This window comes from Ruthenibacterium lactatiformans, assembly GCF_000949455.1.
Taxonomy (GTDB): Bacteria; Bacillota; Clostridia; order Oscillospirales; family Ruminococcaceae; genus Ruthenibacterium; species Ruthenibacterium lactatiformans.
Genome location: NZ_JXXK01000005.1, coordinates 112,871 through 137,104, shown reverse-complemented (window position 1 = coordinate 137,104; position 24,234 = coordinate 112,871). Strand labels below are relative to the sequence as shown.

Below are 24,234 nucleotides of genomic sequence, written 5' to 3'. Positions count from 1 at the left end.
CAATTTGTATAATTTTGGTTTTCCGCTTGACAGCCAAAAGCAAAAACACTATAATAACCCATATTGTACAAGTGCCCCACATTTTGTACTGTGGCGCGGCGCGGTACCAATATCTGTGAAGGAGACCGGAGACCTTGGAAAAAGAAATTGTCATGACCTATGCCGGCTTGCGTGCATTGGAGGACGAGCTTGAACAGCTGAAAACCGTCAAGCGCAAAGAGGTGGCCGAAAAGATCAAAGTGGCCCGCGGCTACGGCGACCTTTCCGAAAACAGTGAATATGATGAAGCCAAAAACGAGCAGGGCCTTGTGGAAGGCCGCATCGCGCTTTTGGAAAAAATGCTCAAGCATGCCCGCGTCGTCACCGAGGACGAGCTTTCTACCGACCATATCAGCGTCGGCAGCCATGTTCGCATCAAGGATGAGGACGGGGATGAGGACGAATACGATATCACCGGTTCCACCGAGGCTGACCCGATGAACGGAAAGATCTCGGACGAATCTCCCATCGGAGCGGCCCTTATCGGCCATTCCGTGGGCGATAAGGTGGATATCACGCTGCCCAGCGGCGCAGTTGTGCAGTATGAAGTGATGGAGATCGGCCGAGCAGAGCTGTAAGCCGCACAAAATCAGGCTTTTTTTCAAAAACAGGTGCGAAAGCACCTGTTTTTGTGTTATATTTTGTGCTATACTGGATGGGACAAATTGCGAGATGTTGGAGGACAAGCATGGCAAACGAAACGTTGGAACAGTTGGGCAATGCGTTGGAGGCAGCCCAGCAGAAGATCGGGGCCGTAGCCGAAGAAGTGAGTGAGCAGGCGTATAACGAGCTGGTCGCCATCCGGCGCGAAAAGCTACGCGGCTTGCAGGAGGCCGGAAACGACCCCTTTGAGCTGACAAGCTATCCCCAGGCGGATTTTGCCGCCGAGGTGAAAGAGAGCTTTGTGGACGTGCCCGAGGGTGAACAGGGCCGCAGCGTGTGCATGGCGGGCCGCATGATGAGCAAGCGCGTGATGGGCAAGGCCAGCTTTGCGGACCTTCGGGACACCACGGGCAACATCCAGCTTTATGTCCGCCGGGACGACGTGGGTGTGGAGGAGTATCAGGCGTTCAAGAAATTTGATATCGGCGATATCATCGGCGTCAGAGGCTTTGTGTTCCGTACGAAGATGGGCGAAATCAGCGTGCATGTCACCGAGATCGTACTGCTGAGCAAGAGCCTGCTGCCTCTGCCAGAAAAATTCCACGGCCTGAAGGACCGCGAGGCGCGGTACCGCCAGCGCTATGTGGACCTGATCGTCAACCCGGAGGTGCGCAAGACGTTTGAGGTGCGCTCCAAATTTATTCGCCATATGCGCAATTACCTGGATGAGCGCGGCTATATGGAAGTGGAAACGCCGGTGCTGAACACCATCGCAGGCGGGGCTGCGGCGCGTCCTTTCGTGACCCACCACAACACGCTGGATATTGATATGTATATGCGTATCGCCACAGAGCTGCCGCTCAAGCGGCTGATCGTAGGAGGCATCGACCGCGTGTATGAGATCGGCCGTATTTTCCGCAACGAGGGCATGGACCCGAAGCATAACCCGGAATTTACGACCGTGGAGTTGTATCAGGCGTATGCGGATTTCCATACGATGATGGACATTGCCGAGGGGATCCTTTCCTCGGCCGCGCTGGAGCTGCTGGGCGGCTATGAGGTGGAGTGGCTGGGCGAAAAGATCGACCTTACGCCGGGCTGGCGCCGCCTGACTATGGTGGACGCCGTGAAGGAGTATGCAGGCATCGACTTCGGCGCCATCTCCGACAATGCCCAGGCGGTTGCCGCGGCCGAAGCCATCGGTGTGGAGCTGCCGGAGGCGGCGGATCCCACTTGGGGCAACGCGCTGTACGCCTGCTTTGACCAGCGTGTGGAGGAAAAGCTCATTCAGCCCACATTCATCACAATGTATCCGGTGGAGGTATCTCCTCTGACAAAGCGCAGCCCGCAGGACAAGCGTTTGACGGAACGCTTCGAGCTGTTTATTTGCCACAGTGAGATGGCAAATGCCTATTCCGAGCTGAACGACCCCATCGACCAGCGCGAGCGCTTCGTCAAGCAGGCGGAGCAGCGCGAGCGCGGCGACGACGAGGCCGAGATGCTGGACGAGGATTTCCTGACGGCTCTGGAATACGGCATGCCCCCGACGGGCGGCATGGGTATGGGCATTGACCGCTGTGTAATGCTGCTGACGAATTCCAGCACCATCCGCGAGGTCATCCTTTTCCCAACGATGAAACCCATCGACTGATAAAACCATAATCTATAGTTGAATTCGCAATGGAAAACAACTATGGCAACACCGCACAATTCTAAGTGTCGAACCGCGCCGACAGATTTTTGTGACAGTTGTCGGAAAATCTGCAAGCGAGACGACGCTTAGGCATCAGCCGTGAATTGTGCGGTGTTGCCCTATATGCTGCGGAGCTCTGTGCTGTCAAACTGTGGATGACAGCATTTTGACAGCAAATTGTTGAAGAATAATGCATCGTTATGAAGAATGACGGAGTTCAAACGAATAAGCTACAGGTTTAGCAATGCTATGAGAGCACTTCTTAGAGTTCATCTGAGAAGTGCTCTTTTTTAATTTCTGCAGCAGTCTTCTGGTACGGTCGAAGGCAAAAAGGGAGGATACACAATAGGAAGGAAAGCTACAAGTCCAGACCCGATTGCAGACAAGCTGCTGGCTCATACCGCAGCACAGGCCATAACAGGCGAGCCGGTGCGAAAGCGCCTGCTTCTGCTTATCCGATTCAGCTGAATGATGTAAATGCGTTATCGCATACGAGCTGGATTTGCAAATATCACCATTGCGGCTGCGCCAAAATATCGCAGGAAAGGATGCGGTAAAAATCGTGGAGCACATCAAAACCGGATGGAGGAAAACAGAGCGGGAAAACATCTGACGATGCTGGAATAAGCCCGCTTGCGGGCAGCCGGCAGTAAAATTTTTGCGGCTGGCGGACCGTACTTGTGCCACCGGGCGCGCATGCCGGTAATACAGGGCTTTGCACGCATATGCAAAACCGGTGGTTTCTCTACAATAAAAACGCGCCCGCATCCGAAATATATCCGGCCTGCGGGGCGCGTTTTCTGTTGGCGTATTATACTTTTATCTCCGTATTCGGCCGCGCCGGGGCGAGCTTCAGGCAAAGCTCCTGTTCCTTTCCGTCGCACCGTCCCGTTGGGCAAAAGCCAAAATCTGTATACAGGGCGTACGCTGCCTGGTTTTCCGGGCTGCAGGTGAGCAGCACCGTGCCGGACGGCCCAAACGGCTTTGTTTTGATATATCGGATCACCTGCGCCAAAGCAGCTTTGCCGTACCCCTTTCGCTGGTGCGCCGCGTCGATCATGAAATGCCAGATATTGTAGGTCTGTTCCTCACGGTCGTAAATAACCATGACGTATCCGATCATCTTGTCCCCGGCGTAAATGCCGAAGGGCATACACTGGTCCCGGTACACATAAGCCTGTGCCAGACTGCGGATGGGGGATGAGACAAAGCGCTCCTGCCCATTGTCCAGCCGTAGCGCAAAGCATTCCAGAAAATTTGTTTCGTCTATCTGCGTCAATTTTATCATGACAGCCTCCCTTGATGCGAAGGGTCAGCATTGCAGGACCCTCCTGGTCTTATTGCGAAAAAAAAGAGCCTGATATTTTCGCATAGTGAACATCTCCTTTGCTTGTCAGATATCTATAAAAACGCAGGCAGACCTGCGGAAGGCTGTTTATACTCCGCCCACGTCGTCCAACTGGAAATCCTCGGGCAGCAGCAGGCACAGGTCTGCTTCGGGCTGGGCCACAAGGCGGCGGGACTGGTTGAGGATGGCCTCCTCCACTTTGTTGCGGGCCAGCCGCCCGTTGCCTGCGTCCCGCGCGCGGGTGAGCTGCACGGCGTTGAAATAGGCCAGCAGATTTGCGTCGCAGCGCTCGTCCAGCGTATACCCCTTGCCGCCCGCCTGCAGCTTTGCAATGGCCAGCAGCTCTTCGCCGGTATAATCGGGGAATTCAATGATGTTTGGAAAACGGCTTTTCAGGCCGCTGTTGGCCGTCAAAAATTCGGCCATCTCTTTGGAATAGCCGGCCAGGATAACGATGAGATCGTCCCGGTGGTCCTCCATACCTTTGACCAGCGTATCAATGGCCTCCAGCCCGAAGCTGTCGTCTTTTCCGCGGTACAGGCTGTATGCTTCGTCGATGAACAGCACGCCGCCCACGGCGGATTTGAGCACCTGTGTGGTGAGCGGTGCGGTGTGGCCCACATAACGGCCCACAAGGTCGGCGCGTGTCACTTCCACCAGCTGCCCGCCGCTCAGCACCCCGATGGCCTTCAGGTAACGGCTCACCAGCCGGGCAATGGTCGTTTTGCCTGTGCCGGGGTTCCCGGTGAAGATCATATGCATGGAAACGCTGGCCGTCTTGAGACCGGCGGCTTTGCGCCGCGCCTGCACGGCAAAATTGTCCTCCAAACTGAGTACGTATTCCTTTACGGCTGCAAGGCCTACGATGCCGTCCAATTCTGCCTTTACAGCTTCCACCTCGCCTTGGTAAGCTTCAGGAAGCAGGGAGAGCAGATCCGCCGGGCCTGCGCCGAAGTCTGCAGTCAGGCGGCCGTCCGCTGCGCCCAGCGCGGCGGCTTTGGGTGCGTCGTCGTGTTCCAGCCGGTACTGGGCCAGCGCGCGGTAGGCGCGGTCCCAGAATGCCAGCACGCCCTGCGCGCCCTTGGCGCGTCCGCTGCTTTCGGCGGCGAGGAGCAGTGCCGCATCCCCGGCTGTGACGGTGAAGCCCAGCGCCTTTTGCGCGCGGGCAGCCAGCTTGTCAAATTCCGCTTTCGCCACAGCGGACAAGCTTTCGGGCGTGAGGGCGGCCGTCTCACAGATATCTCCCAGCGCCGAAACAAACGGCGCGCCGAAGCTGTCCGCCAGTTTGGCAACGGGGGCCTCGCTGAGCAGCACAAGGTATTTGCCCCGTGGCGTGAGCGCGCCCACGGCGTCGGTGACAAGGGCGTTGCCCGCGTCCACCAGACGGCCGTTCTGCAATACGTAGCGCCCGGCCAGCGGGCTTTTGCCCCGCTGCACCAGATTGGACAGGACCGTCAGGAACGCAGGCTGGCAGCGCTCGTAGTGTTCGAACACTACGATGTCGCCCTTGGCGGCCAGCGCCATATACAGATCCTGCAAAAAAAGCTTTTCCTCTGCGGCGGTTGGGTACAGCGACAGATCCATCCAGGAGATATCCCCGCTGACGAACACGCCGCGCCGGGCCAGTTCCTCTGCGGCGGCACACAGACTCAGATGCTTGCCTGTGTCCGCCGGACCGGTGACGAGGAAAGCGTTGCGCGCGCTTTCACCCTCGTGGCCCATCACATACGGCCGCTTGAGCGCGATGACCAGCTTTTGAAGATAATCCGGCTGACCCAGTACGGTTCCGCCCAGCGCTTCGGCCAACCCGTCGAAGCCCTCCAGCCCCGCCTTGCCCCGCGGGGCGGCGTGGTTGGGCAGGGGAGCCGCGGCCGCCTCTTGTGCGGACCCGCCGGAAAGGCCGCGCACTTCAGGAGTCTCCAGCTCACGCCCGATGCGGTGGATGTCCTCCAGCGCGCTGCGGTTCAGGGCCTCGATCTCCTTTCGCTGGCGCGCGATGGCCTCGTCCAGCGCCGCGCCCGTGCGTGGAGCTGCGCGCTCCAGAGCCTGCAGCTCCCGCGCGGCGTTTGCAGCCCGGCGTTCTATGGCGGCAAAGTCCGGCGCGGCGTGGAGATCTGTCCCGGGGGGCTGCTTTCCGATGGCGTCAAAGTCAATGACTGGTACGTCCGCCTTGGGGCGCGCGTCCTCCCGCGAGGCGCCGCGGGAGGGTGCCGCGGGCCGTCCCGGCGCGGTGCGGCGCTGAGGGCTCCGGCCGCGCGGGGACGGCTGTTTCGGTTCAGGCTCCAGCGTCAGACGTGGCGTTTCCGGCTTCTCCCGGCCTGCCGCCTGCCCGCCGGTGCGCAGTGTGCCCGAACCGAACACGCTGTTCAGCAGATCGTCGATATCGTTTTTCATGATGTTCCCCTTTCCATACAATGCACACAAACAGGCTTTTCAAAGCAGCTGGCGGCTTGTTCCGCCCAAAGCGTTGGCCGCGACGTTATCATTATCCCTGTTTTTATTGCTCCGCAACAAAAACTTATCCGGATGGCCGCGGGCCGGGGACGGTCCGCATGTCCTAAAAAACAGCCGCAGGCTGTTTTTTAGCATAATCAATATGCGCCAAAATTTCAATGCTGTCGGCATATTTATCATAGGAGTGCTTGCCATCCTTGTCGATTGCCCGGTCGTCGGCCAATTGAAGTATAAAGCGGTCGCTCTGGTTCCAGACGATGATCCGCATTGTAACTTTCATGAGATGCGAATAGCCGGTCAACACTGCATAACCGGATTCCCCTTTGGCAAAAGCAGACCGTCTGATGTCGCCGCCGTTTGCCAGAACGTCCCTGGTGACATCCTGTGGAGTTGTTCCGGCGATCATACCCACCGCAAGGGATTGGAATCCCTTTTCTTGAAAATCGGTGCGGATCACAACATCCAGAATGGAGAGCAGCTGCTCCCAGCCGATCTTCCAGGTCAACTCATAATATAAGGTGGTAAAAATCCCCTCTTTTTTAATATCTTTTAACTGCATTCCCATTCCCTCACAAGCCCTGCCCGGCGCGCCGCAGCAGCAGGCAGAAATTTTTGCTGCTGCGTCTATTATATCATAAACCCGTCTGGAAAACGACGATGCGCGCGTTTTGCGCCCGCAAAATCCACTGCGGCGGGAAAAATGGGAAACCCATCCGAATGCGGTATCCCCGTCCGGCGGCACAACGTCCCCATCGGACGCATACGATAGCGCAGAAGCCAATGGGGCACACGGGGCGCGGGTGGAAAAGCCGTGCCGGGTGCGCCCCGAAAAAACGCGGCGAGCGGGTGCAGGCCCGGCCGCTGATGAAAGGAAATCAGTATGGGTATCACACATGTAGACAAAATCCTCAGCGAAGAGAGGATCGACTGCGACGGCATTCTGAACGTAACGCTCAGCGTTACGGCGCAGCCGGACGTCGTTAACAATCCCGTGGATATCGCGCTTGTTTTGGACCGTTCCGGCAGCATGACGGGCACCCCGATGATGCATTTGAAAGCGGGGGCCAAGGAGTTTATCGACATCGTCATGAAACGCACCGGCGGACGCATGGGAAGGCTAGCCAACGGCAACCGTATCGGCATCGTAAGCTTTGCGGGCACGGCAAGCATAGACGTGCCGCTCACCGAGGATGTGGAAGTGCTGAAGCAGGCGGTAGACGCGCTGCAGGCGCAGGGTAATACCAACCACGCCGATGCGTTCACTCAGGCGGGAACACTGTTCGGCGCTACCATGCGCAAAAAAGTGCTGGTCATTTTCACCGACGGCGAGACGACCGTCGGGCCGGACCCGGCGCCGATAGCCGCCGCGCTGCGCGACGACGATGTGGAGATCTACTGCATCGGCCTGGTGGGCCGCACAGGCCTGAACGAGGAAACACTGCGCAGCTGGGCCAGCGAACCTGTGGACGAACACGTCATTACCACCCCAAATGAAGAGGAATTGGAGCGTGCATTCCACGATCTGGCCGATACCATCGCCGGGCCGGGCGCGACGAATATTCACATTGAGGATATCATCAGCACAGAATTTGCCATCATCGGCTTCGAGCCGCCGCTCATCGGCGAAGCGGAGCTGGAGAGTTCGCAGATCATCCACTGGTATATCTCCGAACTGGCGGACAGTGAAGAGGAGACTGCGGAGCTGATATTCACGGTGCGCCATATGTCCGGCTCAGGCGGGCATATCGAAGTGAACGATTCCATCCAGCTCACCGACGATGAGGGCTCTGTCGTAGAATTCCCGTCCCCCTTTGTAACGGTAGACTGCGGTTCCATCATCGTGCCGGAGTGTCCGGAACCCATCGACGTCCACGCCGACCCCTGTCAGGATTCCATATTCGTCGATGCCGGGGACATCATCATGACGGATTTGGGCCGTATCCTTCAGGTGGACTTCGTACTGCACGACATCTGCCCGCACCGCCGCACCTCCGTCGGCATTATTGTAACAGAGCTGATGGATGACGGCATCGAGGCTTCCCGCGGCTTCAAGGTACTGACGATCCCCGCCCACACCGGCTCAGGCTGCCGCGACGTACATGTGATGTGCGTGCCCTTTGTTCTGCCGGAAGACCCGGACGCATGCGGCTGCAACAACGGCATGTGCACAGGGCGCACCTTCCGTGTGCGTATCATCGCCCACCCCATGGACTACACCTGGAACTGCTGCGGCACCATCCCCGTAGGCCGGAAGGTGTGAGCCCGTTTCCCCCTTTTCCGCGGAAGCGGCGCGGCCCTGCCGGGCCGCGCCGCCGCCCCGCCTGCAAAGGCCGCCCGGCACCGGGCGGCCTTTGCGCGTTTTGCCGTATCATATGCAATCTTGGCACAAAGCGCTTTTTTTGCAAAAAAAACTTTTGCGCGCCGAAAAAAACGTTATAATGAAAGCAGGGAAATCCGCGCGCCCCACCCGGCGCGCAAGACCATACGATCAATCAAAGGAGTGTATCAATATGATCCTGAAAAACGGCCTTGTTTTCACCGAAGACGCGCGCTTTGTGCTGGCGGACGTGGAGATCGCGGACGGAAAGATCGCTCAGGTGGCTGCCCCCGGCACGCTGGACGGCCCCGACGCAGTGGACGTTTCCGGCAAATACGTCACCCCGGGTTTTGTGGATATCCACATCCACGGCTCCAAAGGCTCTGATTTTTGCGACGCGGGCGCGGAGCACATCGAAACAATGTCCGCCTATCTGGGCGGCGAGGGCGTAACGGCCTTCTGCGGCACCACGATGGCTTTCGACGAGCCCATCCTCACCAATATCTTCAACATTGCGAAGCCCTACATCAACAAAGAGACCGGCGGCGCCGTGCTGCGCGGCATCAATATGGAGGGGCCCTTCTTCAACAAGGCGAAAAAGGGCGCTCAGGCGGAAAAATACATTGTGGACCCGGAGATCGAGATGTTTGACCGCCTGTATGAGCTGTCCGGCGACGCCATCAAGCTCATCGACGTTGCGCCGGAGCTGCCGGGTGCGGTGCCTTTCATCGAGCGGGCCAGCAAAAAATGCGTGGTGTCCATTGCGCACACCACGGCCAATTACGACCAGGCCAAGGCGGCCTTTGCCGCGGGCGCATCCCATGTGACGCACCTGTTCAACGCCATGCCACCGTTCAACCACCGCGACCCGGGCGTCGTGGGCGCGGCCAGCGATGACGCGGCCCATGTGGAGATGATCTCCGACGGCATCCACCTGCATCCGGCTGTGGTGCGCAGTGTGTTCCGCTGGTTCGGCGCCGAGCGCGTGTGTCTCATCAGCGATTCCATGCGCGCCGCGGGCATGCCCAACGGCGTGTATTCGCTGGGCGGCCAGACTGTGTATATGACGGACGGCAAGGCCACGCTGGAGGACGGCACCATCGCGGGCAGCGCTACCTGCCTGGCCGAATGCTTCCGCCGCGCCGTCAGCTTCGGCGTGCCCCTGGACGCGGCGCTGCGCGCGGCTACCATCAACCCGGCGCAGGCTGTGGGCTTGTTTGATGAGCTGGGCAGCATCACCGCCGGCAAGCGCGCTGACATACTGGTGCTGGACGAGACGCTGCACCCGGAAAAAATCTTCATCGGCGGCGTACAGACGAAATAAGCCGGATGTCCGGCACAGGCGGCGGTTCCGTATGGGGCCGCCGCTTTTTTGCGCTTTGGCGGGGCGCCGCACGCAGATACGCCGGTGTGCAGAAAAAGCCCCCGGGCTTTCCCATTGCGGGAAATCCGGGGGCTTTTCCGTTGCTTTGAAAGGTACTGAACGCCTGTGGGCAGCGCTTACGCCTTGCCCACAGAGCCGAACAACTCCATTTTTTCCTTGACGGTGTTCTTGATGGCCTCGGCGCCCGGCGCAAGCAGCTTGCGCGGATCAAAGCCCTTGCCCTGCTGGTCCTTTCCGGCCTCGATGTATTCACGGGTGGCCTTGGCGAAGGCGAGCTGGCATTCGGTGTTCACATTGATCTTGGAAACACCCAGGCTGATGGCCTTTTTGATCATATCGTCGGGGATGCCGGTGCCGCCGTGCAGCACAAGGGGAATGTGATCCGTTGCGTTGTGGATCTTCTCCAGCGCGTCGAAGTCCAGGCCTTTCCAGTTGGACGGGTACACACCGTGGATGTTGCCGATGCCTGCGGCCAGGAAGTCGATGCCCAGGGAAGCGATGCGCGCACACTCGGCGGCGTCCGCAATCTCGCCCATGCCCACAACACCGTCCTCTTCACCGCCGATGCTGCCGACCTCGGCCTCGATGGAAAGGCCGTTCTCGTGAGCCAGAGCCACCAGCTCGGTGGTCTTGGCCACGTTTTCGTCGATGGCGTAGTGGCTGCCGTCGAACATGATGGAGGAGAACCCGGCCTCAACACAGGCCTTGGCGCCCTCGTAAGAGCCGTGGTCCAGATGCAGCGCCACGGGCACGGTGATGCCCAGCGTGTCGATCATGGCCTTGACCATGGCGGCGACGGTTTTGAAGCCTGTCATATATTTGCCCGCGCCTTCGGACACGCCGAGAATGATGGGGCTGTTCATTTCCTGCGCAGCCTGCAGCGCGGCCTTCGTCCACTCCAGATTGTTGATGTTGAACTGGCCTACGGCGTAGTGGCCGTCGCGGGCTTTCTGCAGCATTTCGGTAGCGTTTACCAGCATAATTCATTACCCTCCAAAAAATCGTTCCTGTTTTGGGCGGGCGCTCCAAGCGCATTGGCCCGCCCAGCGCGTATCGGTCCCACAGTGAAAGAGGACAAGCCCTTGTCACAAATTTAACCAAGGATAGTATAACGCATCGCGGCGGCAAAATCAATCTTCACCGCTGCTTTTATAAATAAAGTACGAATAAAGATAAGCGGGCACGACGAGCACGGCTCCCAGAGCCGCCGTGGCCGCGGCCAGCCAGCGGCCGGAGAGGAAAAAGCTGCCCGCCGCCAGCGCCAGACCGCCCCAGAACCACAGCGGCCCCGCAAAGCGGTGGGTGCGCCGCCAGCACGTTTCGCTGGCCAGCGTCCACGGCGTACGGATACCGCAGAAATAGTTGTGCCGGAACTTGGGCATATAATTGCCCGCTACGCACAGCAGCGCGCCCACACAGGCGGCAATGATGCGGGAAACATCCAGTCCATCCGGATAAAACGCAGCGTACAGCGTAACGCCCTGCAGGATAAGCACGAACAGCGCCAGCGCCAGCCGGAACGCATCGTACGCGCGGCCGAACTTTTCATAGCTGCGGCGGCGCGGGTCGATGTAGGGCAGAAATTTCATCAAAAGGCTCAGGCCCAGCCCCATGGCCGGGCCGAAAAACGCTCCCGGGCGTGCCGCCCAGCCGTCGATCTGCCCGTCCACGTTCCAATGGACGGGGATGCGTGCGGGCAGCAGAGGCAGCAGCGCCAGCGTCACGGCAAACGACAGGGCGCACACGCCCCAGATGGCCCATTCTGTTTTATTGCTTTGTTTCATCGCCGTCTCCCTTTGCAAAACCGGCCACCCATGCAAGCATGTCCTGTAAAACACTGGTGTCCAGCTCGTAAAAAATATACTTGCCGCGCTTTTCGTCACTCACCAGGCCCGCGTCTTTCAGAACGGAAAGATGGTGGGAGATGGTGGCTCCGCTGGTGCCGAACTGTTCGGATATCTCACCGGCGCTTTTCGGCCCTCTGCGCAGCAGCTCCAGGATCTGGCGGCGGGTGGGGTCGGACAGGGCTTTGAACGTTTTGTCGAACACGCGCGCACCGCTCCTTCCGCTGCTTTTCTTTCGACGCTCGTCTAAATGAATGATATCACAAACGCCGCCCCGCGGCAAGCGCAGAAAAATGCATGGAAGGCCGCCCGCGATGGAAGCGATTCCCAGGTATATTTGCAAAAATTTCAAGGTGCGTAAAGGTGTAAACCTTGCGCGAATTTTTTGTAAAAACGGCGAAAAGTGGAAATGTTTCCCGTTTAAAATCGTCAAAATTCCAACTTGACACTTTGGAATAAACCCGGGGTTTTGTGGAAAGTTTTCAACAGGGTGTTGAAAACACAGTCGAAAACTTCTCTCAAAAAGCCCGCAAATGGGCAAAACAGGCGGGTTGTCAACACTTTCAACAGGGTTTTCAACATTCAATAAGGAAAAAAATACCTTTTACAAAATGTATATGCACCTTTACGAATTCCATTAAACAGTGAACGCCGAAATTTAAAAGAAGAAATTGTTTAAATTGCGCACCGGAGACAAAACTTTCCGTAAGCCCGCGGCAGGCGGGCGGGAAAGGGGGACCGGAATGAAAGGCGTAAACAAGTGCGTGGTGGAAATTGTGGAGCCGCAGGACGAGAGCATCGAACGGGTGCTGGTGTTTTTTAAGCCGGAAAGCCGCGCGGTGCAGTTGGGGTGCCAGCAGGATGCGGCGGAAAAATATGTTTCCGGCCTGGTTTCGTGGCGGCGCAGTATTTTGCCGCTGGGACCGGGCGCGCGCGCCGCGCTGTGGGCAGCGGCTGCCACGGCCGCCGCTGTGCTGCTGTGGTTCCTTTTGTAAGCGCGCTGCTGTCAGGCTCAGGCGAAAATGCCCGAAATCCGGCGGAAATTATAGCAAAGATGCGGTATCTGTGTTATAATAGCCTCAAACCCGCCGCTTGCGCGGCTGCGCGTGTGCCCGGCACACGCGGATGCGCTGGTGCGCATGGGTTTGAGAACATTGAAACACGCAAAACCGCAGCAAGTGCGGTTTTGTCGAGGCCGCTGCGCGGCTGCGCGCACGCTGCATGCGGAGCGCAGTATGCGGGAACCGGACGGGCGGGGCTTTTTTGAAAATTCTGGAGGCTGCGGATGGAACGGGCAGAGAAGAAAAACGATAGATTTGAACACAAAACAGAGCAGGATCCCACATTTGTGTACGGCAAAAATGCCGTGACGGAGCTGCTCAAAAGCGGTGCGGCCGTGGATACCGTGTTCGTACAGGATACCATGAACGCCGCACAGGCGGGATATTATACGGCCATCGCCCGCGAGGCGGGCGCTGTGGTCAAGCGTGTGCACGCGGCCAAGCTGCGCGGCATGTGCGGCACGGAAGGCCACCAGGGCGTTGCGGCGTGGGCGGCCAGTGTGGATTATGTCTCGCTGGATGACTTGCTGGCCGAGGCGGCGCGCCGGGGCGAGCCGCCCTTTTTGCTGCTGGCGGACGGCGTGGAGGATCCCCATAACCTGGGCGCGATCATCCGCACGGCGCTGCTGTGCGGTGCTCACGGCGTGGTGATACCGCGGCGCGGCGGCGTACCTGTTACACCTACTGTACTCAAAAGCAGCGCGGGCGCGGCGGCAAGGCTGCCCGTGGCGCGTGTGGCCAACATCGGCGAGGCTGTCCGCAGGCTGAAGGCGCAGAATGTATTTGTCTATTGCGCGGACATGGACGGACGCCCCGCTTTCCAGCAAAACCTTACAGGCCCCATTGCGTTGGTGGCGGGCAGTGAGGGCAGCGGTGTTTCGCCGCTGGTGAAGTCCCTGTGTGACGGTGTTCTCAGTCTGCCCATGGCGGGCGGCGGCACGGGGGTGGACAGTTTCAACGTGTCGGTCGCCACCGGCATTATTCTGTATGAGATCATGCGCCAGCGCGGAACGGAGGGTTCTATTTGAGCGATCAGAAACCGCATATCACAGCTTCAGAGCTCGACCATATCCTCGAGCAGGTGCAGAAGAAGCGGGCGGACGCGCCCGCGGCAGCCCGTCCGGCACAGAGTTCGGATGCGGACCTGGACGCCATTTTATCCGAACTGGGCGTCGGGACCGGAAAAAAGCGCGCTCCGGTAGAGCCGATCTTGCTGCCGGTGCCTGAGTTTGCCCACGAAAAAAACGATCCGCTGCCGGAGATTCCCCAGCCCGCTCCCGAGAAAGCGCCGGAACCCGCGGCGGAGCCTGAACCGGAGCCCGCGCTTGTTGAGGACGAAGTGCCCACGGTGGAGCTGCCGGACATTAAGGCGTATTCCGAGGCCGAGGCGCAAAAGCAGGCGGAGGAACGCGCGCGCATTATGGAAGAGGCACGCCGCGAGGCGGAAAATACGCTGCACAGTGCCGCGGGTGAAGCCGTGCTGAGCGCGGCGCGGGAGGCGGTGCTCCGGCGCGGCTCCCAGCCTGCGCAGGAACAGGAGCAGGCCGCCCCCGTTACCGGAAACAATCTGTTCGGCGAAGTAGACGACCGTTTCCGCGATTTCTTCGCAACCGCCGTGATCGACGACCCTACGCTGGGTGAGAGCGGCCGTCGTAAAAAAGAAAAGAGCGGCTTCTGGGCGAAGCTGTTTGCCAAAAAAGAAGAAGAGGAATTCGAGGATGAGTTTGCCCAGGGCGAGGCAGGCGAGTACTACGAGGCCGCTCTGGAGGAGGGCTATACCGGGGAATTTGACGCCATCCGCCCCGAGCAGTGCATTCCGGGCGCGCCCGTGCCGGGCCGGGCGGATGCGCCGGAGCAGGGCGCGCCCGGAGCCAATGGGCGCACTTTCGGCAGCACGCTGGATCTGGACGTGCCCCAGGCAAACCCGCAGGACACGCCCGCACCTATGTCCGCCTCCTTTTTGGCGCGGGCCATTGCCAGAGCCGACACATTCGACCTGGGCGCTGCGCGCAAGCGGCGCGATACCCGCGCAATGGACATCGATATCCCGCTGGACGGCGACGGCACGGGCGAATACGAGCCGCTGCGCAGGAAAAACTCCGGCGCGCTGGCCCCGGAGGAGGAGATAGGCGAATACAACCGCCTGTCCGACGCGCCGGCGGTTGCCCAGGAACTGGCCTCCATGCGCCAGACACGCCTGGCGCGCACCGTGCTTACGGGCGTGCTGACGCTGTTCCTGTTGTATTTGGGCCTCTCGGCCCGCACGGGCTGGCTGCCGCCCATTGGCGTGCTGGACCCGCACACGGCTCCGCTTACTTATCTTGTCACAAATTTCGTTCTGTTGGCCGTAGCGGCTTTCAGCTCCATCACCACGCTGGGGGCGGGCCTGCGGGGCCTTGCGCTCCAGCCTACGTCCGACAGCTTCACTGCGCTGGCCGTGGTGGGAGCGGCGCTGCAGAATGCGGCGCTGCTGTTTGATGCGAAAAATTTTGATCCGGAGGCCGTGACGCTGTTTGCGCCCGTGGCGGCGCTGCTGCTGTGCGGCAACGCGCTGGGCAAATGGCTGCAGATCCGCGCTGTGTGCGCGAATTTTGCGCTGGCAAGCTCCGGCGAGGAGCATGCGGCCGCGTTTCTGCTGGAAAAGGAACAGCTGGCAAAGCGGCTGTGCGACGGTTTGGGCGAGCCGGAACCGCGTCTGCTGCTGAACCGTCCTACAGCGCTGGTCAAGGGATTTTTGCGCCAGAGCTTTTCTCCCCGCGCGGCGGACGCCGTGGTGCAGAAGCTGTGCTGGGGCCTGGGCGGCGCGGCGCTGGTGTGCGCTGTTGTCGCAGGCGTAAAGGGCGGCGGCGTGATATCTGCGCTCTCCGGCCTGGCTGCGGCCTTGAGCCTGAGCGCGCCTCTGGCGGCGACGCTTGTGTACGCGCTGCCCACCAGCTTGATGCAGCAGGCCACGTCCCGCTGCGGCGCCGTGGTTCCGGGGCCGAGCGCAGTGGAAACACTGGGGAGCGCCAACACGGTGCTGCTGAGCGCGCGGGAGCTGTTCCCCGCGGGCAGCGTGCGCCTGCACGGCATCAAAACCTTTGAAAAAGAGCGCATCGACATTGCCATCCTTTATGCAGCCAGCCTGCTGTCGCCCAGCTGCGAGACGCTGCGCGGCGTGTTCATGGGCATGCTGGACAACAACGAGAAGCTGCTGGCCGGCGTGGAAAACGCCTCGGTGGAAATCGGTTACGGCTTTACCGGGTGGATCGAGCACCGCCGTGTTCTGCTGGGCAGCCGCGAGATGATGAAGCGCCATGACATTGAAGTACCCTCTTTGGACTACGAGAGAAAATATACGAAGAACGGCCAGCGCTCTCCCATCTATCTTGCGGTGGCGGGCAAGCTGTTCGGCATGTTCCTCGTCAGCTACCGGCCCGACCGCCGCGCCGCAGAAACATTGGACAGTCTGGCGCAGAGCGGTATCAGCGTGCTGGTGCAGGCAGACGATTTCAACATTACCGCGCCGCTGGTGGCCGCGACTTACGGCATTCCGGAGGGAACGGTCAAGGTGCTGTCTCAGCATGAGCAGGACGCCCTGGAGACCGAGCTTGCCTACCGTCCCGAGAGCGAGGGCGTGATGATGCACACAGGTGCATGCGCGTCCTTCCTGGGCGGCATGCGCGCGGCCGCGCGCGCGGCCGCAGGCGAACGCCTTGCGGGCGTTGTGCAGACGGCCGCTGTGGCGCTGGGTGCGGTGCTCAGTGTGGCGTTGGGCTTTTACGAGGGCCTTACGGGCCTTTCTCTGGGCACGGTGCTGGCGTATCAGCTCGTATGGTGCGCCATCATCGCATCCGTTCCCTTTGCAAAAAAACCGTAACAAACCGGAGAAACGTCCGCTTCTTGAAAAGGGACGGACGCAGACTGTCGAAAAAGGCAAAGAGATAAAAAAGAAAAGTCCGGGGAAAAAGCTGGCGGTGGCAAGGCCATGCATCTTTGCGCGGCAAAGTGCAAGCCACCCGGCGAATGCCGCCAAAAAGGGGTGGACGCTCCGGTATCGGCTGTCAGGTTCTCTGTTTCAATAAGCGGTGTCAACGTCCGGAAAAGGAGGATGCTCTGTGTCTGCTGCCCCCGTCTTCTCAGCCGCATCCATTGCAGGATGCATTTTTACGGTGCTGGTTTCCATCGCGCTGCCTGTTGCGGCGCTTGCCGTCCTCAAGCGTAAAACAGGCCGCGGCTTGCTGGCCGCGCTGGTGGGCGCCGGTTGTTTCATCGGCTATGCGTTGGTGCTGGAGCAGCTGCTCCACGCGGCGGTGTTCTCCCTGTTTCCGGCTATTACGCTGTATCCGGCGGCCTATACGGCTTACGGCTGCCTTGCCGCGGGCCTGTTTGAGGAAACAGGCCGCCTGATGGGTCTGTCGCTGCTGTGCAAAAAAGACAGGGATCTGGCGTTGGGCGTAGGCTACGGCATTGGCCACGGCGGCGTGGAGGCTGCGCTGCTGGCAGGGGTGAACGCCGCCGTGAACGCTGCGGTGATGCTGGGCGCGCCCGCCGCGCCGCAGGTAACGGACGCGCTTGGGGCCGCGGGGGCGGGCGCGTTCTGGGCTGCCGGTGTAGAACGCATCGCGGCAATGGCGCTGCATATGGCGCTGTCCATCCTGGTGTGGATGGCGGTCACCCGGCGCGTTCCCATCTGGTACTATTTCGCGGCGGTGCTGCTGCATGCCGCGGCGAATATTCCCGCGGCGCTGTCCCAGTTGGGGCTGCTGCGGAGCATGTGGTGCAGTGAAGGAATCATTCTGGCGGTGAACGCCGCGGTTTGCCTGTTCGTTTGGTCGGTTTACCGCAAAGCGTGCGTCCACAGGCCTTTGGCTGGCTGAGCGCGGCCGGGACGGAGCAGCAGAAAAGGAGGATTTGCCGTGCGTGTCAAGGAATATTTACGGCGCAAGGTAGCGTTTTTTGCAAGCGTTATTGAAATCGCCATTTCCATCATCGTGCTCATCGCCATTGTTATCGCGGGTATACAGGTGGTGCGCGAGGTGTTCAGCCTTGCGGGCGATCCGAAAGCCCACGAGGGCTTTACAGTGTTTTTGGGCCACGCGTTCAACCTGATCATCGGCGTGGAGTTTATCAAGATGCTGGCAAAGCATACGCCCGGCTCCGCCATTGAGGTGCTTCTGTTCGCCATCGCCCGGCAGATGGTGGTGGAGCATACTTCGCCGCTGGAAAATCTCATCGGCATCGTCACCATCGCGCTGATCTTTGCCATCCGGAAATTCCTGTTCGTGCCCTCCTTCGGTGAGCACTCTGCGTTTCATGAAGAGGAGGAGACGCGGGCCGGAGCCTTAAGCGCTGCCGGTGCGCCGCGGCGGGAGTGATGGAACGGAGCGCGGCGCGAAAAGGCCGCAGGCCATCCCGTCTCCGGCCCGGCACCGCCGATTGCAGATACGGAAAAAGCCTTTGCCCCGGGACGCAATGTCCGGGGCAAAGGCTTTTTTGCAAAAATGGGATGCGGAACGGGCTTATTCTTTAAAAGCCCACAGGCGCTGCCCCAGATAGTTGCAGGCGGTAAAGATCACCTGCGCTACCAGCATGGCGATGCGCGCCTGCCAGTCTGTGGAAACAGCGGGAAAGAAGCGCCCCATGAACATCGGCACCAGAAAATCCGAAAGGCCGAAGCTGATGAGGTAGCACACCGCGATGACCACAGAAAAGCGCACGGCGCTTTGCAGCAGAGGGGCCTTGCTTTCAAAACTGTATTTCCGGTTGAAGATAAAGCTGAACACGCTGCATACGGTGAACATCAGCGCGGTCGCGCCCCAATAGCCCAGCGCGCCGTACAAAAGCTGGCTGCCGACCATGCTGACGAGTGTGTTCAGCCCGCCGATGATAAGAAAGATCAGCAGGCTCCTGTCCCAGAAAAACGAGAACAGTTTTTTAAACAGGCGCATCTCAGTCCACGACCTTCACACACTTCATCACAACGGGCGTTTTGGGCTTGTCGCGGAAATCCGTGGCGACGGACGCGATCTCGTCGACAACGTCCATGCCTTCCACCACATGGCCGAAAGCGGCGTAACTGCCGTCCAGATGCGGCGCGTCGGCATGCATGATGAAGAATTGGCTGCCCGCGGAGTTGGGCATCTGGCTGCGGGCCATGCTGATGACGCCGCGGGTATGGCGGATGGGGTTTTCAACGCCGTTTGCGGCAAATTCGCCTTTGATGCCATAGCCCGGGCCGCCCATGCCGGTGCCCTCGGGACAGCCGCCCTGGATCATAAAGCCGGGAATGATGCGGTGGAACGTCAGGCCGTCATAAAAACCCTGTTTCACCAGCTTTGTGAAATTTTCCACCGTGATAGGCGCGGCCTCGGCGTCCAGTTCAATGCGGATGGTCTTGCCGTTTTCCATGGTGATCTCGATCATGTTTCATTTCTCCGTTTCTATTTCATTCCTGCGGCGGCTGCGCGGATCTTGCCGCGTCCGCCGGGCGTCCCGGCACCTTTGTGCGCCGATACGCTTGCAGCCACAAAAAGAGTATAGCACAAAAATCGCGCAGCGGAAAGGTTCCTTTTTCCGCGACCGGCACCGCGCAGCGCATGCTTCTATTCCAGCGCGGCCGTGGATGCGCCGCAGGTTCCGCACACACCGTCATGCAGCGAAACAATGCCGCCGCACACGGAACAGGTATATTTTTGCCGTTCATTCTCCAGAAAGACGGCAAGCCCGCGTGTGAGAACGGCGCGGCTGTTGGACAAAAGACTGGCGTCGTAGCGCGTACGATAGCTTTTTTCCAGACGGTTCAGGCGCCGGCAGGGGAACGCGGTGCATTCAAGACAATAGCGCAGGCCCTTTTCACGGCAGCAGTCCCTGATGGCACAGGCACGGCAGTGACGCGGCTTGCCTTCGTCCCCGTTCAGGCATCCTGCACAGGGACGCACGCTTTTGCAAACGGTACAGTGCTTATAGCATACCATGCAGTTCATGCCGCACGGCGCGAACATATTTTCGGGAATGGCATCAGGCATATGCATTCAGGAATTTCTCCTTTCCGTCCGGGGGGCGGTCCTGCGCGGGCTTTCTCAAAGCACGGCTTTCAAAAGCAGCAGCCCCAGGGCCCATGCCGGAGCGGTAGGAATGGCGCAGTACCAGCGTTTGGGTCTGCCTTCATTCCACAGACCAGACCATCGGCCCGTGGACTGCATGCGGTAAAAATCTGCGGCGGGATTTGCCTTACGGTGCATGCCGCCGACAGCGGCAAAAGCAAAAGGTCGTCCGGGTATCTCGGCATAGGGATAAAATCGGGCACGAGGTCGATGCGGGAAAGCGCATAAGCCGCGGTGAAGGCCGCCGGTATTCACATATGCCATGGCATACCGGGTGCTTTCAGGGCGAGAAAGACAGCCTGTACATCATTTTTTCGCTGCTTTGTCCCAGCTGCAGGGCGTTTCCGGAAAGCAGGTGCCACAATTATCCTTTCTGCCGCTCCGTTCCGCGGGCCACCGTCCCTCCGCCTCGAAGGCGCGGGCCGCATCCTCCGCCGCCTGCGTCACCTTTGCAGGGAAACCCAACTGCGCCAGCAGCGCGATGGCGTTGCGTGTGTGCGCGGGACCCTCCCTGAGCAGATAGTCAAAGGTGACGCCCTCCGGCCCCACCTGTTCGGAGAAGTGGCGGTTTTCATACAGGCCCGCAAGCATTTCCGTCAGTTCCCGGTCATGGGTGGCGACGAAGCACAGACAGCGGCACCCGGCCAGATGGCGCAGCACCGCCGCCGAGGCTGCGATGCGCTCCACGGTGTTGGTCCCCTTCAGAATCTCGTCAATAAAGCACAGGCAGGGCGTTCCGGTTTGCGCGCAGGCCAGCAGGCGGCGCAGAGATTTCAGCTCCGCCACAAAATAGCTGTCTCCGGCGCAGAGGTTGTCGGAAACCGCCATGGAGGATACCACCAGTGCCCGGGGCAGCGTGAATGCACGGGCGGCGCATACGCCCAGCGTCTGCGCCAGAATGGCGTTGACGGCCAGTGCTTTGATGAATGTGGATTTGCCGGACGCATTGGAACCAGTGAACAATGTGTGGCGCCGGAATACCGCGCTGTTCGCCACGGGCGTTTCCAGGAGCGGATGGTACAGTTCGTCGCAGACAAGTGCCATTTCGGAAGTAAATTCCGGCGTACACTGGAGGGGAAGGCTCTCACGGAATGAAAGCGCGGCTATGGCAAGCTCCGTTTCGCCCAGCAGCATGCACAGGCGCAGCAGCGCAGCGTGTTCGCGCTGCATCACACGGACGGCGCGGTCGTAATACAGCAGGGGCGCCAGCGTCAGCGCCCCCATCAGCTCGAACAGCATGTCGTTCAGCTCGCCCGTGGAGGGGCGGGCCAGCGCCCCCACGCCGCCGGAAACCGCCTTCAGCGGCCGGGCGGCATCGTTCAGCGCATCGGAAAGCTGGGGCGCGTCGGTTTGCACGAGCCGGGAAAGGCGCTTTGCCGCAGAAAGCAGCATTGAAAAATAACCCAATGTGTCCAGATGCGCGCGTATTTTATCTTTGGCGTGATAATACAGCGCCGTGTTCAACACGCAGGCGGCAAGAAAGCACAACGCCCACGGCCCGAAGAAAAGTGAGGGCAATGCCAGAAAGGGAAGAAACATACAAATGCGGTACAACCCGGCCAGCGGCAGACGCATGGGAGATGGGTCAAACAGGAAACCGGCGAATTCCTGCCCGCGCTTGCGGCCCAGGCGTGCAAGGCAGAGCTGGACATTCAGCCGAAGCGCGGGCCGCGCCGCGAAAAGGCCGCAGAGACGGGCGCGCCGGGCAAGCTCCGGCCCGGTGTTCAGGCGGTGCAGCACTGCATAAAGGCAGGCACGCCCCACGGCGCTTTGGCAGATATCAATGCGCGCGAACACGTCGTCCATGTCCAGGTCGTTCCAGGTCGCGTCGTCGATGCACTGGCCGGCAGGCTCGCCTGCGCGCAGGAGTTCCCAGAATTCCCGTGTCATGGCGCGGGGCCGTTCCGGCTCTGCCGGCATCTGACCGAAGCTTTCCGCCACACGGCGGCGCAGCGCCAGTGCCCGCCGGTGCCGTCCATACAGAAAAGCGAGTAAAAAGCACAGCGCGGCAATGCCCACGGGAATGAGCGCGTTTGTTTCAGGGGTCATTTTTTGCCTCCGGAATGTCCGCCGGGCGGCGGTTGTTGAACAAAAGAGCGTCCTCAGCGGATGAAATTTGTGCGCACGGGCGGTTCCGGCTCCGGCGCGGTGATGCCGGCCGCGCGGCCGATCTCAATGCATTTGAGCAGCCAGGCCATATTGCGTCCCAGTGTGCGCATCACCTGCATGCCTTCCAGGTCATGCCGCACCTCATCGGGCGTGTTGCCATGCACCATGTTCCAGTATTTTGAAGATACTACCGGCATACAGTTGATGGTAAAATATTTGTTCAGCGCGTCCAGCGCGGCGGTTGTGCCGCCGCGCCGGGCCGAGACGACCGCCGCGCCGGGCTTGTACCGCAGCGCGCTGCCGCCCGCGTAGAACAACCGGTCCAGAAACGCCAGCGCAGCGCCGTTGGGCGAGGCATAGTACACAGGGGAACCGAAAATGAAGCCGTCGCAGGCCCGGGCTTTTTCGATGGCCTCATTTACAGGATCGTCGTCAAAAACGCAGCGCTTTGCCTCCCGGCATTTGCCGCAGCCGATGCAGCCGCGGATCGCCTTTGTACCGATATGGACAAATTCTGTTTCCACACCGGCAGCCTCCAGCGCGCCGGCAGCCTCAGCCAGCGCAGTGTAGGTACAGCCCTTCGCATGGGGGCTGCCGTTTAACAGCAGTACTTTCATTCAAAACACCTCTTTGCAAAAATCAGGCGCGCCATGCGCCCGGAATCATGGTTTGGATCCCTCCCGCAGCAGGCGTAAAATCTCCGCCTCATCTTCCGATATGTCATAATCGCCGGTAAAATGCACTGTGTCGCGATGGTACAGCAGGCCCTGCGCTTCATTGGCGGCCAGATACGACGCAAGCGCGTCTGCGCCGTCCTCCCGCACGCAGCGCACAAAGGCGGTAAGGCGTCTGCTGCTGCTCCGCGCAGAGGAAAACATGCCCTCCCCGCAGGGAAAAAGCGGGCATTCCCAGCATCCGGAGAAGCCTTTCTCCCGGCAGCATGTACGCTGGCGGCACAAACAGGAAAGCTCGGCATCCGTACTCTCCCGGCAGCCCTTGCAGGACGGCTTGCCGCACAGGGCGCAGACCAGCCCGCATGGCGCGATGCTGCGGGCGATGCGCCCGATGTATTCCGGATCGGACATGTTAGGAATCCTCCTTTATTATAAATGATTGGAAACAGGGTTGCAAAACAGAAATCGAAAAAAGAGAGGACACATGGACGGCACAGTTCCACAGACCGGTTTTCTGCCGGGCAGGAACAGGCAGAATGCGGAAAAGCAGCTTCCCGGCAGGGCAAGTGCATCCGGATTGGCGGGAAAGCGCGGCTTTTTCGCCAATCTGCCTGCGAACAGGGTTTTCGGCCGCGGTCGCTGCGACATGGCGGCCTTCGGCGGCCGCTTCGTTCTACACGTCTTGGCACAGACCCTGTGGAGCATCGCGAGGCTATTTTGCGCAAAAAAGGCCGTCTGAACGCTAAGAGCTGCGTTTTTAGCACGATTATCTGCAAGAGAGGCTTTCCGTTTCTCCGGTACGTGTCTGCGGGCGCAGCCGCAACCTTTTTTGCGGCGTTCGTCCCATGGCCTGTATTTTGCTTCGCAAAGCTGCATTGCTTTGCCGCCGCCAGCTTTTCCTAGATCTGTATCTATTCTTTCTTGTCCGTCTGTTTTATGTCTGCGGACGTCGAACTTATCTGGCCTCGAATGCTTCCTCCTCCGTTCCGAGCAGCTCGTTCAGCATACGTTCAGGTGCCTCCAGAAAGCGTTTGGTCAAAAGGTAAGGCTCTGTTTGCCGGTAGGGCGTTTTTTCGATGCCCCGTTCGCTCAAAACAAAAATTTCGGCGTTCGGATACGCCAGAAGCAGCGGGGAATGGGTGGCGATGAGAAACTGGGAATTTTTGCGGACCAGTCCGTCCAGAGCAGCCAGAAGCGCAAGCTGACGCGCGGGCGAAAGAGCGGCCTCCGGTTCGTCCAGCAGGTACAGGCCGCTGCCTGAAAAACGGTTGAGTACAAGCGCGAGAAAGCTTTCACCGTGGGACTGCTCATGAAGCGAACGGCCGCCGTAGGCGCCTTTCAGCGGCGCAATCTCATCCAGACGGTCGATCTCTGTGGCAACATTGTAAAAGCTTTCTGCCCGAAGGAAAAAACCATCCCGGGGGCGGCGCGGGCCGCGCTGCAGCACCAGCGAGCGGTACAGCTCCGCGTGCGTTCTGGCGGTAGAGAAGCGGAAATTCCGCGTGCCGCCCTCGGGATTGAAACCCCATGCCGCCGCGATGGCCTCCAGCAGCGTGGATTTGCCCGTGCCGTTTTCTCCCACCAAAAACGTGACAGGTTTTTCCAGCCGCAGGCGCCCCATAC

The 24,234-nt window shown here is 59.9% G+C and carries 24 protein-coding genes; 10 read left to right on the top strand and 14 right to left on the bottom strand.

Going from position 1 to position 24,234, the window contains the following annotated elements:
* Window positions 1–134 precede the first annotated feature (134 nt).
* Window positions 135–617, top strand: coding sequence for a transcription elongation factor GreA (gene greA / locus TQ39_RS05680; protein ID WP_276325254.1), 483 nt, complete (start codon window positions 135–137; stop codon window positions 615–617).
* Window positions 618–727: 110 nt separating this feature from the next.
* Entirely contained in the window at window positions 728–2,293 is a 1,566-nt protein-coding gene (gene lysS, locus TQ39_RS05675; protein ID WP_082052131.1) for a lysine--tRNA ligase, read from the top strand.
* A gap of 853 nt (window positions 2,294–3,146) precedes the next feature.
* Here lysS and TQ39_RS05670 read toward each other — a convergent pair.
* The 3 genes from TQ39_RS05670 to TQ39_RS05660 form a co-directional block, all read right to left on the bottom strand.
* Window positions 3,147–3,623 (bottom strand): GNAT family N-acetyltransferase, encoded by a 477-nt coding sequence (locus TQ39_RS05670; RefSeq protein ID WP_050004838.1) that lies wholly within the window; start codon window positions 3,621–3,623, stop codon window positions 3,147–3,149.
* 147 nt (window positions 3,624–3,770) lie between these two features.
* Window positions 3,771–6,077 (bottom strand): AAA family ATPase, encoded by a 2,307-nt coding sequence (locus TQ39_RS05665; protein ID WP_050004837.1) that lies wholly within the window; start codon window positions 6,075–6,077, stop codon window positions 3,771–3,773.
* Between the two features lie 163 nt (window positions 6,078–6,240).
* A complete protein-coding gene (locus TQ39_RS05660) occupies window positions 6,241–6,696 on the bottom strand; it encodes a hypothetical protein (protein WP_009322102.1) in 456 nt (151 codons plus the stop codon).
* A 321-nt stretch (window positions 6,697–7,017) separates the two neighbouring features.
* Between TQ39_RS05660 and TQ39_RS05655 the strand changes: the two genes are divergently transcribed.
* Together TQ39_RS05655 and nagA are read left to right on the top strand one after the other, a co-directional pair.
* Complete coding sequence (locus tag TQ39_RS05655) at window positions 7,018–8,397, top strand: vWA domain-containing protein (RefSeq protein WP_050004836.1); 1,380 nt, start codon at window positions 7,018–7,020, stop codon at window positions 8,395–8,397.
* A gap of 250 nt (window positions 8,398–8,647) precedes the next feature.
* Window positions 8,648–9,778 carry an N-acetylglucosamine-6-phosphate deacetylase gene (nagA, locus tag TQ39_RS05645; RefSeq protein ID WP_050004835.1) on the top strand — a complete coding sequence of 377 codons (1,131 nt, stop codon included), beginning with the start codon at window positions 8,648–8,650 and terminating at the stop codon, window positions 9,776–9,778.
* Window positions 9,779–9,954: 176 nt separating this feature from the next.
* Here the strand turns inward: nagA and fba are convergent, their stop codons facing one another.
* The 3 genes from fba to TQ39_RS05630 form a co-directional block, all read right to left on the bottom strand.
* The gene (fba, locus tag TQ39_RS05640) at window positions 9,955–10,818 is read right to left on the bottom strand and encodes a class II fructose-1,6-bisphosphate aldolase (protein WP_009322105.1); all 864 of its coding nucleotides are present in this window, start codon (window positions 10,816–10,818) and stop codon (window positions 9,955–9,957) included.
* 150 nt (window positions 10,819–10,968) lie between these two features.
* On the bottom strand, window positions 10,969–11,622 hold the full coding sequence (locus tag TQ39_RS05635; RefSeq protein ID WP_050004834.1) for an SdpI family protein: 654 nt from the start codon (window positions 11,620–11,622) through the stop codon (window positions 10,969–10,971).
* Entirely contained in the window at window positions 11,606–11,887 is a 282-nt protein-coding gene (locus TQ39_RS05630) for an autorepressor SdpR family transcription factor (RefSeq protein WP_009322107.1), read from the bottom strand. The genes TQ39_RS05635 and TQ39_RS05630 overlap by 17 nt, the downstream gene beginning before the upstream one ends.
* Window positions 11,888–12,425: 538 nt before the next feature.
* Here TQ39_RS05630 and TQ39_RS05625 point away from each other — a divergent pair.
* The 5 genes from TQ39_RS05625 to TQ39_RS05605 all read left to right on the top strand — a co-directional run bounded on the left by TQ39_RS05625 (window position 12,426) and on the right by TQ39_RS05605 (window position 18,100).
* Window positions 12,426–12,677 carry a hypothetical protein gene (locus TQ39_RS05625; RefSeq protein ID WP_009322108.1) on the top strand — a complete coding sequence of 84 codons (252 nt, stop codon included), beginning with the start codon at window positions 12,426–12,428 and terminating at the stop codon, window positions 12,675–12,677.
* 290 nt (window positions 12,678–12,967) lie between these two features.
* Window positions 12,968–13,771, top strand: coding sequence for a 23S rRNA (guanosine(2251)-2'-O)-methyltransferase RlmB (rlmB, locus tag TQ39_RS05620; RefSeq protein WP_050004833.1), 804 nt, complete (start codon window positions 12,968–12,970; stop codon window positions 13,769–13,771).
* A complete protein-coding gene (locus TQ39_RS05615; protein ID WP_050004832.1) occupies window positions 13,768–16,602 on the top strand; it encodes an HAD family hydrolase in 2,835 nt (944 codons plus the stop codon). The genes rlmB and TQ39_RS05615 overlap by 4 nt, the downstream gene beginning before the upstream one ends.
* 238 nt (window positions 16,603–16,840) lie before the next feature.
* Entirely contained in the window at window positions 16,841–17,602 is a 762-nt protein-coding gene (locus TQ39_RS05610; protein ID WP_050004831.1) for a YhfC family glutamic-type intramembrane protease, read from the top strand.
* 39 nt (window positions 17,603–17,641) lie between these two features.
* Window positions 17,642–18,100, top strand: a complete 459-nt coding sequence (locus TQ39_RS05605) for a phosphate-starvation-inducible PsiE family protein (protein WP_009322112.1) — start codon at window positions 17,642–17,644, stop codon at window positions 18,098–18,100.
* Window positions 18,101–18,244: 144 nt separating this feature from the next.
* Here the strand turns inward: TQ39_RS05605 and TQ39_RS05600 are convergent, their stop codons facing one another.
* The 7 genes from TQ39_RS05600 to TQ39_RS05575 all read right to left on the bottom strand — a co-directional run bounded on the left by TQ39_RS05600 (window position 18,245) and on the right by TQ39_RS05575 (window position 23,022).
* Window positions 18,245–18,673, bottom strand: a complete 429-nt coding sequence (locus tag TQ39_RS05600) for a GtrA family protein (RefSeq protein ID WP_009322113.1) — start codon at window positions 18,671–18,673, stop codon at window positions 18,245–18,247.
* A gap of 1 nt (window position 18,674) precedes the next feature.
* A complete protein-coding gene (locus tag TQ39_RS05595) occupies window positions 18,675–19,148 on the bottom strand; it encodes a peptidylprolyl isomerase (protein WP_009322114.1) in 474 nt (157 codons plus the stop codon).
* A 179-nt stretch (window positions 19,149–19,327) separates the two neighbouring features.
* On the bottom strand, window positions 19,328–19,756 hold the full coding sequence (locus tag TQ39_RS05590; RefSeq protein ID WP_009322115.1) for a DUF3795 domain-containing protein: 429 nt from the start codon (window positions 19,754–19,756) through the stop codon (window positions 19,328–19,330).
* 62 nt (window positions 19,757–19,818) lie between these two features.
* Complete coding sequence (locus TQ39_RS21965) at window positions 19,819–20,079, bottom strand: DUF1232 domain-containing protein (protein WP_082052129.1); 261 nt, start codon at window positions 20,077–20,079, stop codon at window positions 19,819–19,821.
* Window positions 20,080–20,134: 55 nt separating this feature from the next.
* On the bottom strand, window positions 20,135–21,877 hold the full coding sequence (locus tag TQ39_RS05585; RefSeq protein ID WP_050004830.1) for a MutS-related protein: 1,743 nt from the start codon (window positions 21,875–21,877) through the stop codon (window positions 20,135–20,137).
* Window positions 21,878–21,930: 53 nt separating this feature from the next.
* Window positions 21,931–22,554 carry a flavodoxin family protein gene (locus TQ39_RS05580; protein WP_050004829.1) on the bottom strand — a complete coding sequence of 208 codons (624 nt, stop codon included), beginning with the start codon at window positions 22,552–22,554 and terminating at the stop codon, window positions 21,931–21,933.
* Between the two features lie 45 nt (window positions 22,555–22,599).
* On the bottom strand, window positions 22,600–23,022 hold the full coding sequence (locus TQ39_RS05575) for a DUF3795 domain-containing protein (RefSeq protein WP_050004828.1): 423 nt from the start codon (window positions 23,020–23,022) through the stop codon (window positions 22,600–22,602).
* 73 nt (window positions 23,023–23,095) lie between these two features.
* Between TQ39_RS05575 and TQ39_RS05570 the strand changes: the two genes are divergently transcribed.
* Entirely contained in the window at window positions 23,096–23,350 is a 255-nt protein-coding gene (locus tag TQ39_RS05570) for a hypothetical protein (protein WP_050004827.1), read from the top strand.
* Window positions 23,351–23,566: 216 nt separating this feature from the next.
* Here TQ39_RS05570 and TQ39_RS05565 read toward each other — a convergent pair whose 3' ends face one another.
* Window positions 23,567–24,232: an AAA family ATPase gene (locus tag TQ39_RS05565; RefSeq protein WP_370863552.1), complete on the bottom strand. Its 666-nt coding sequence runs from the start codon at window positions 24,230–24,232 to the stop codon at window positions 23,567–23,569.
* Window positions 24,233–24,234: the final 2 nt, after the last annotated feature.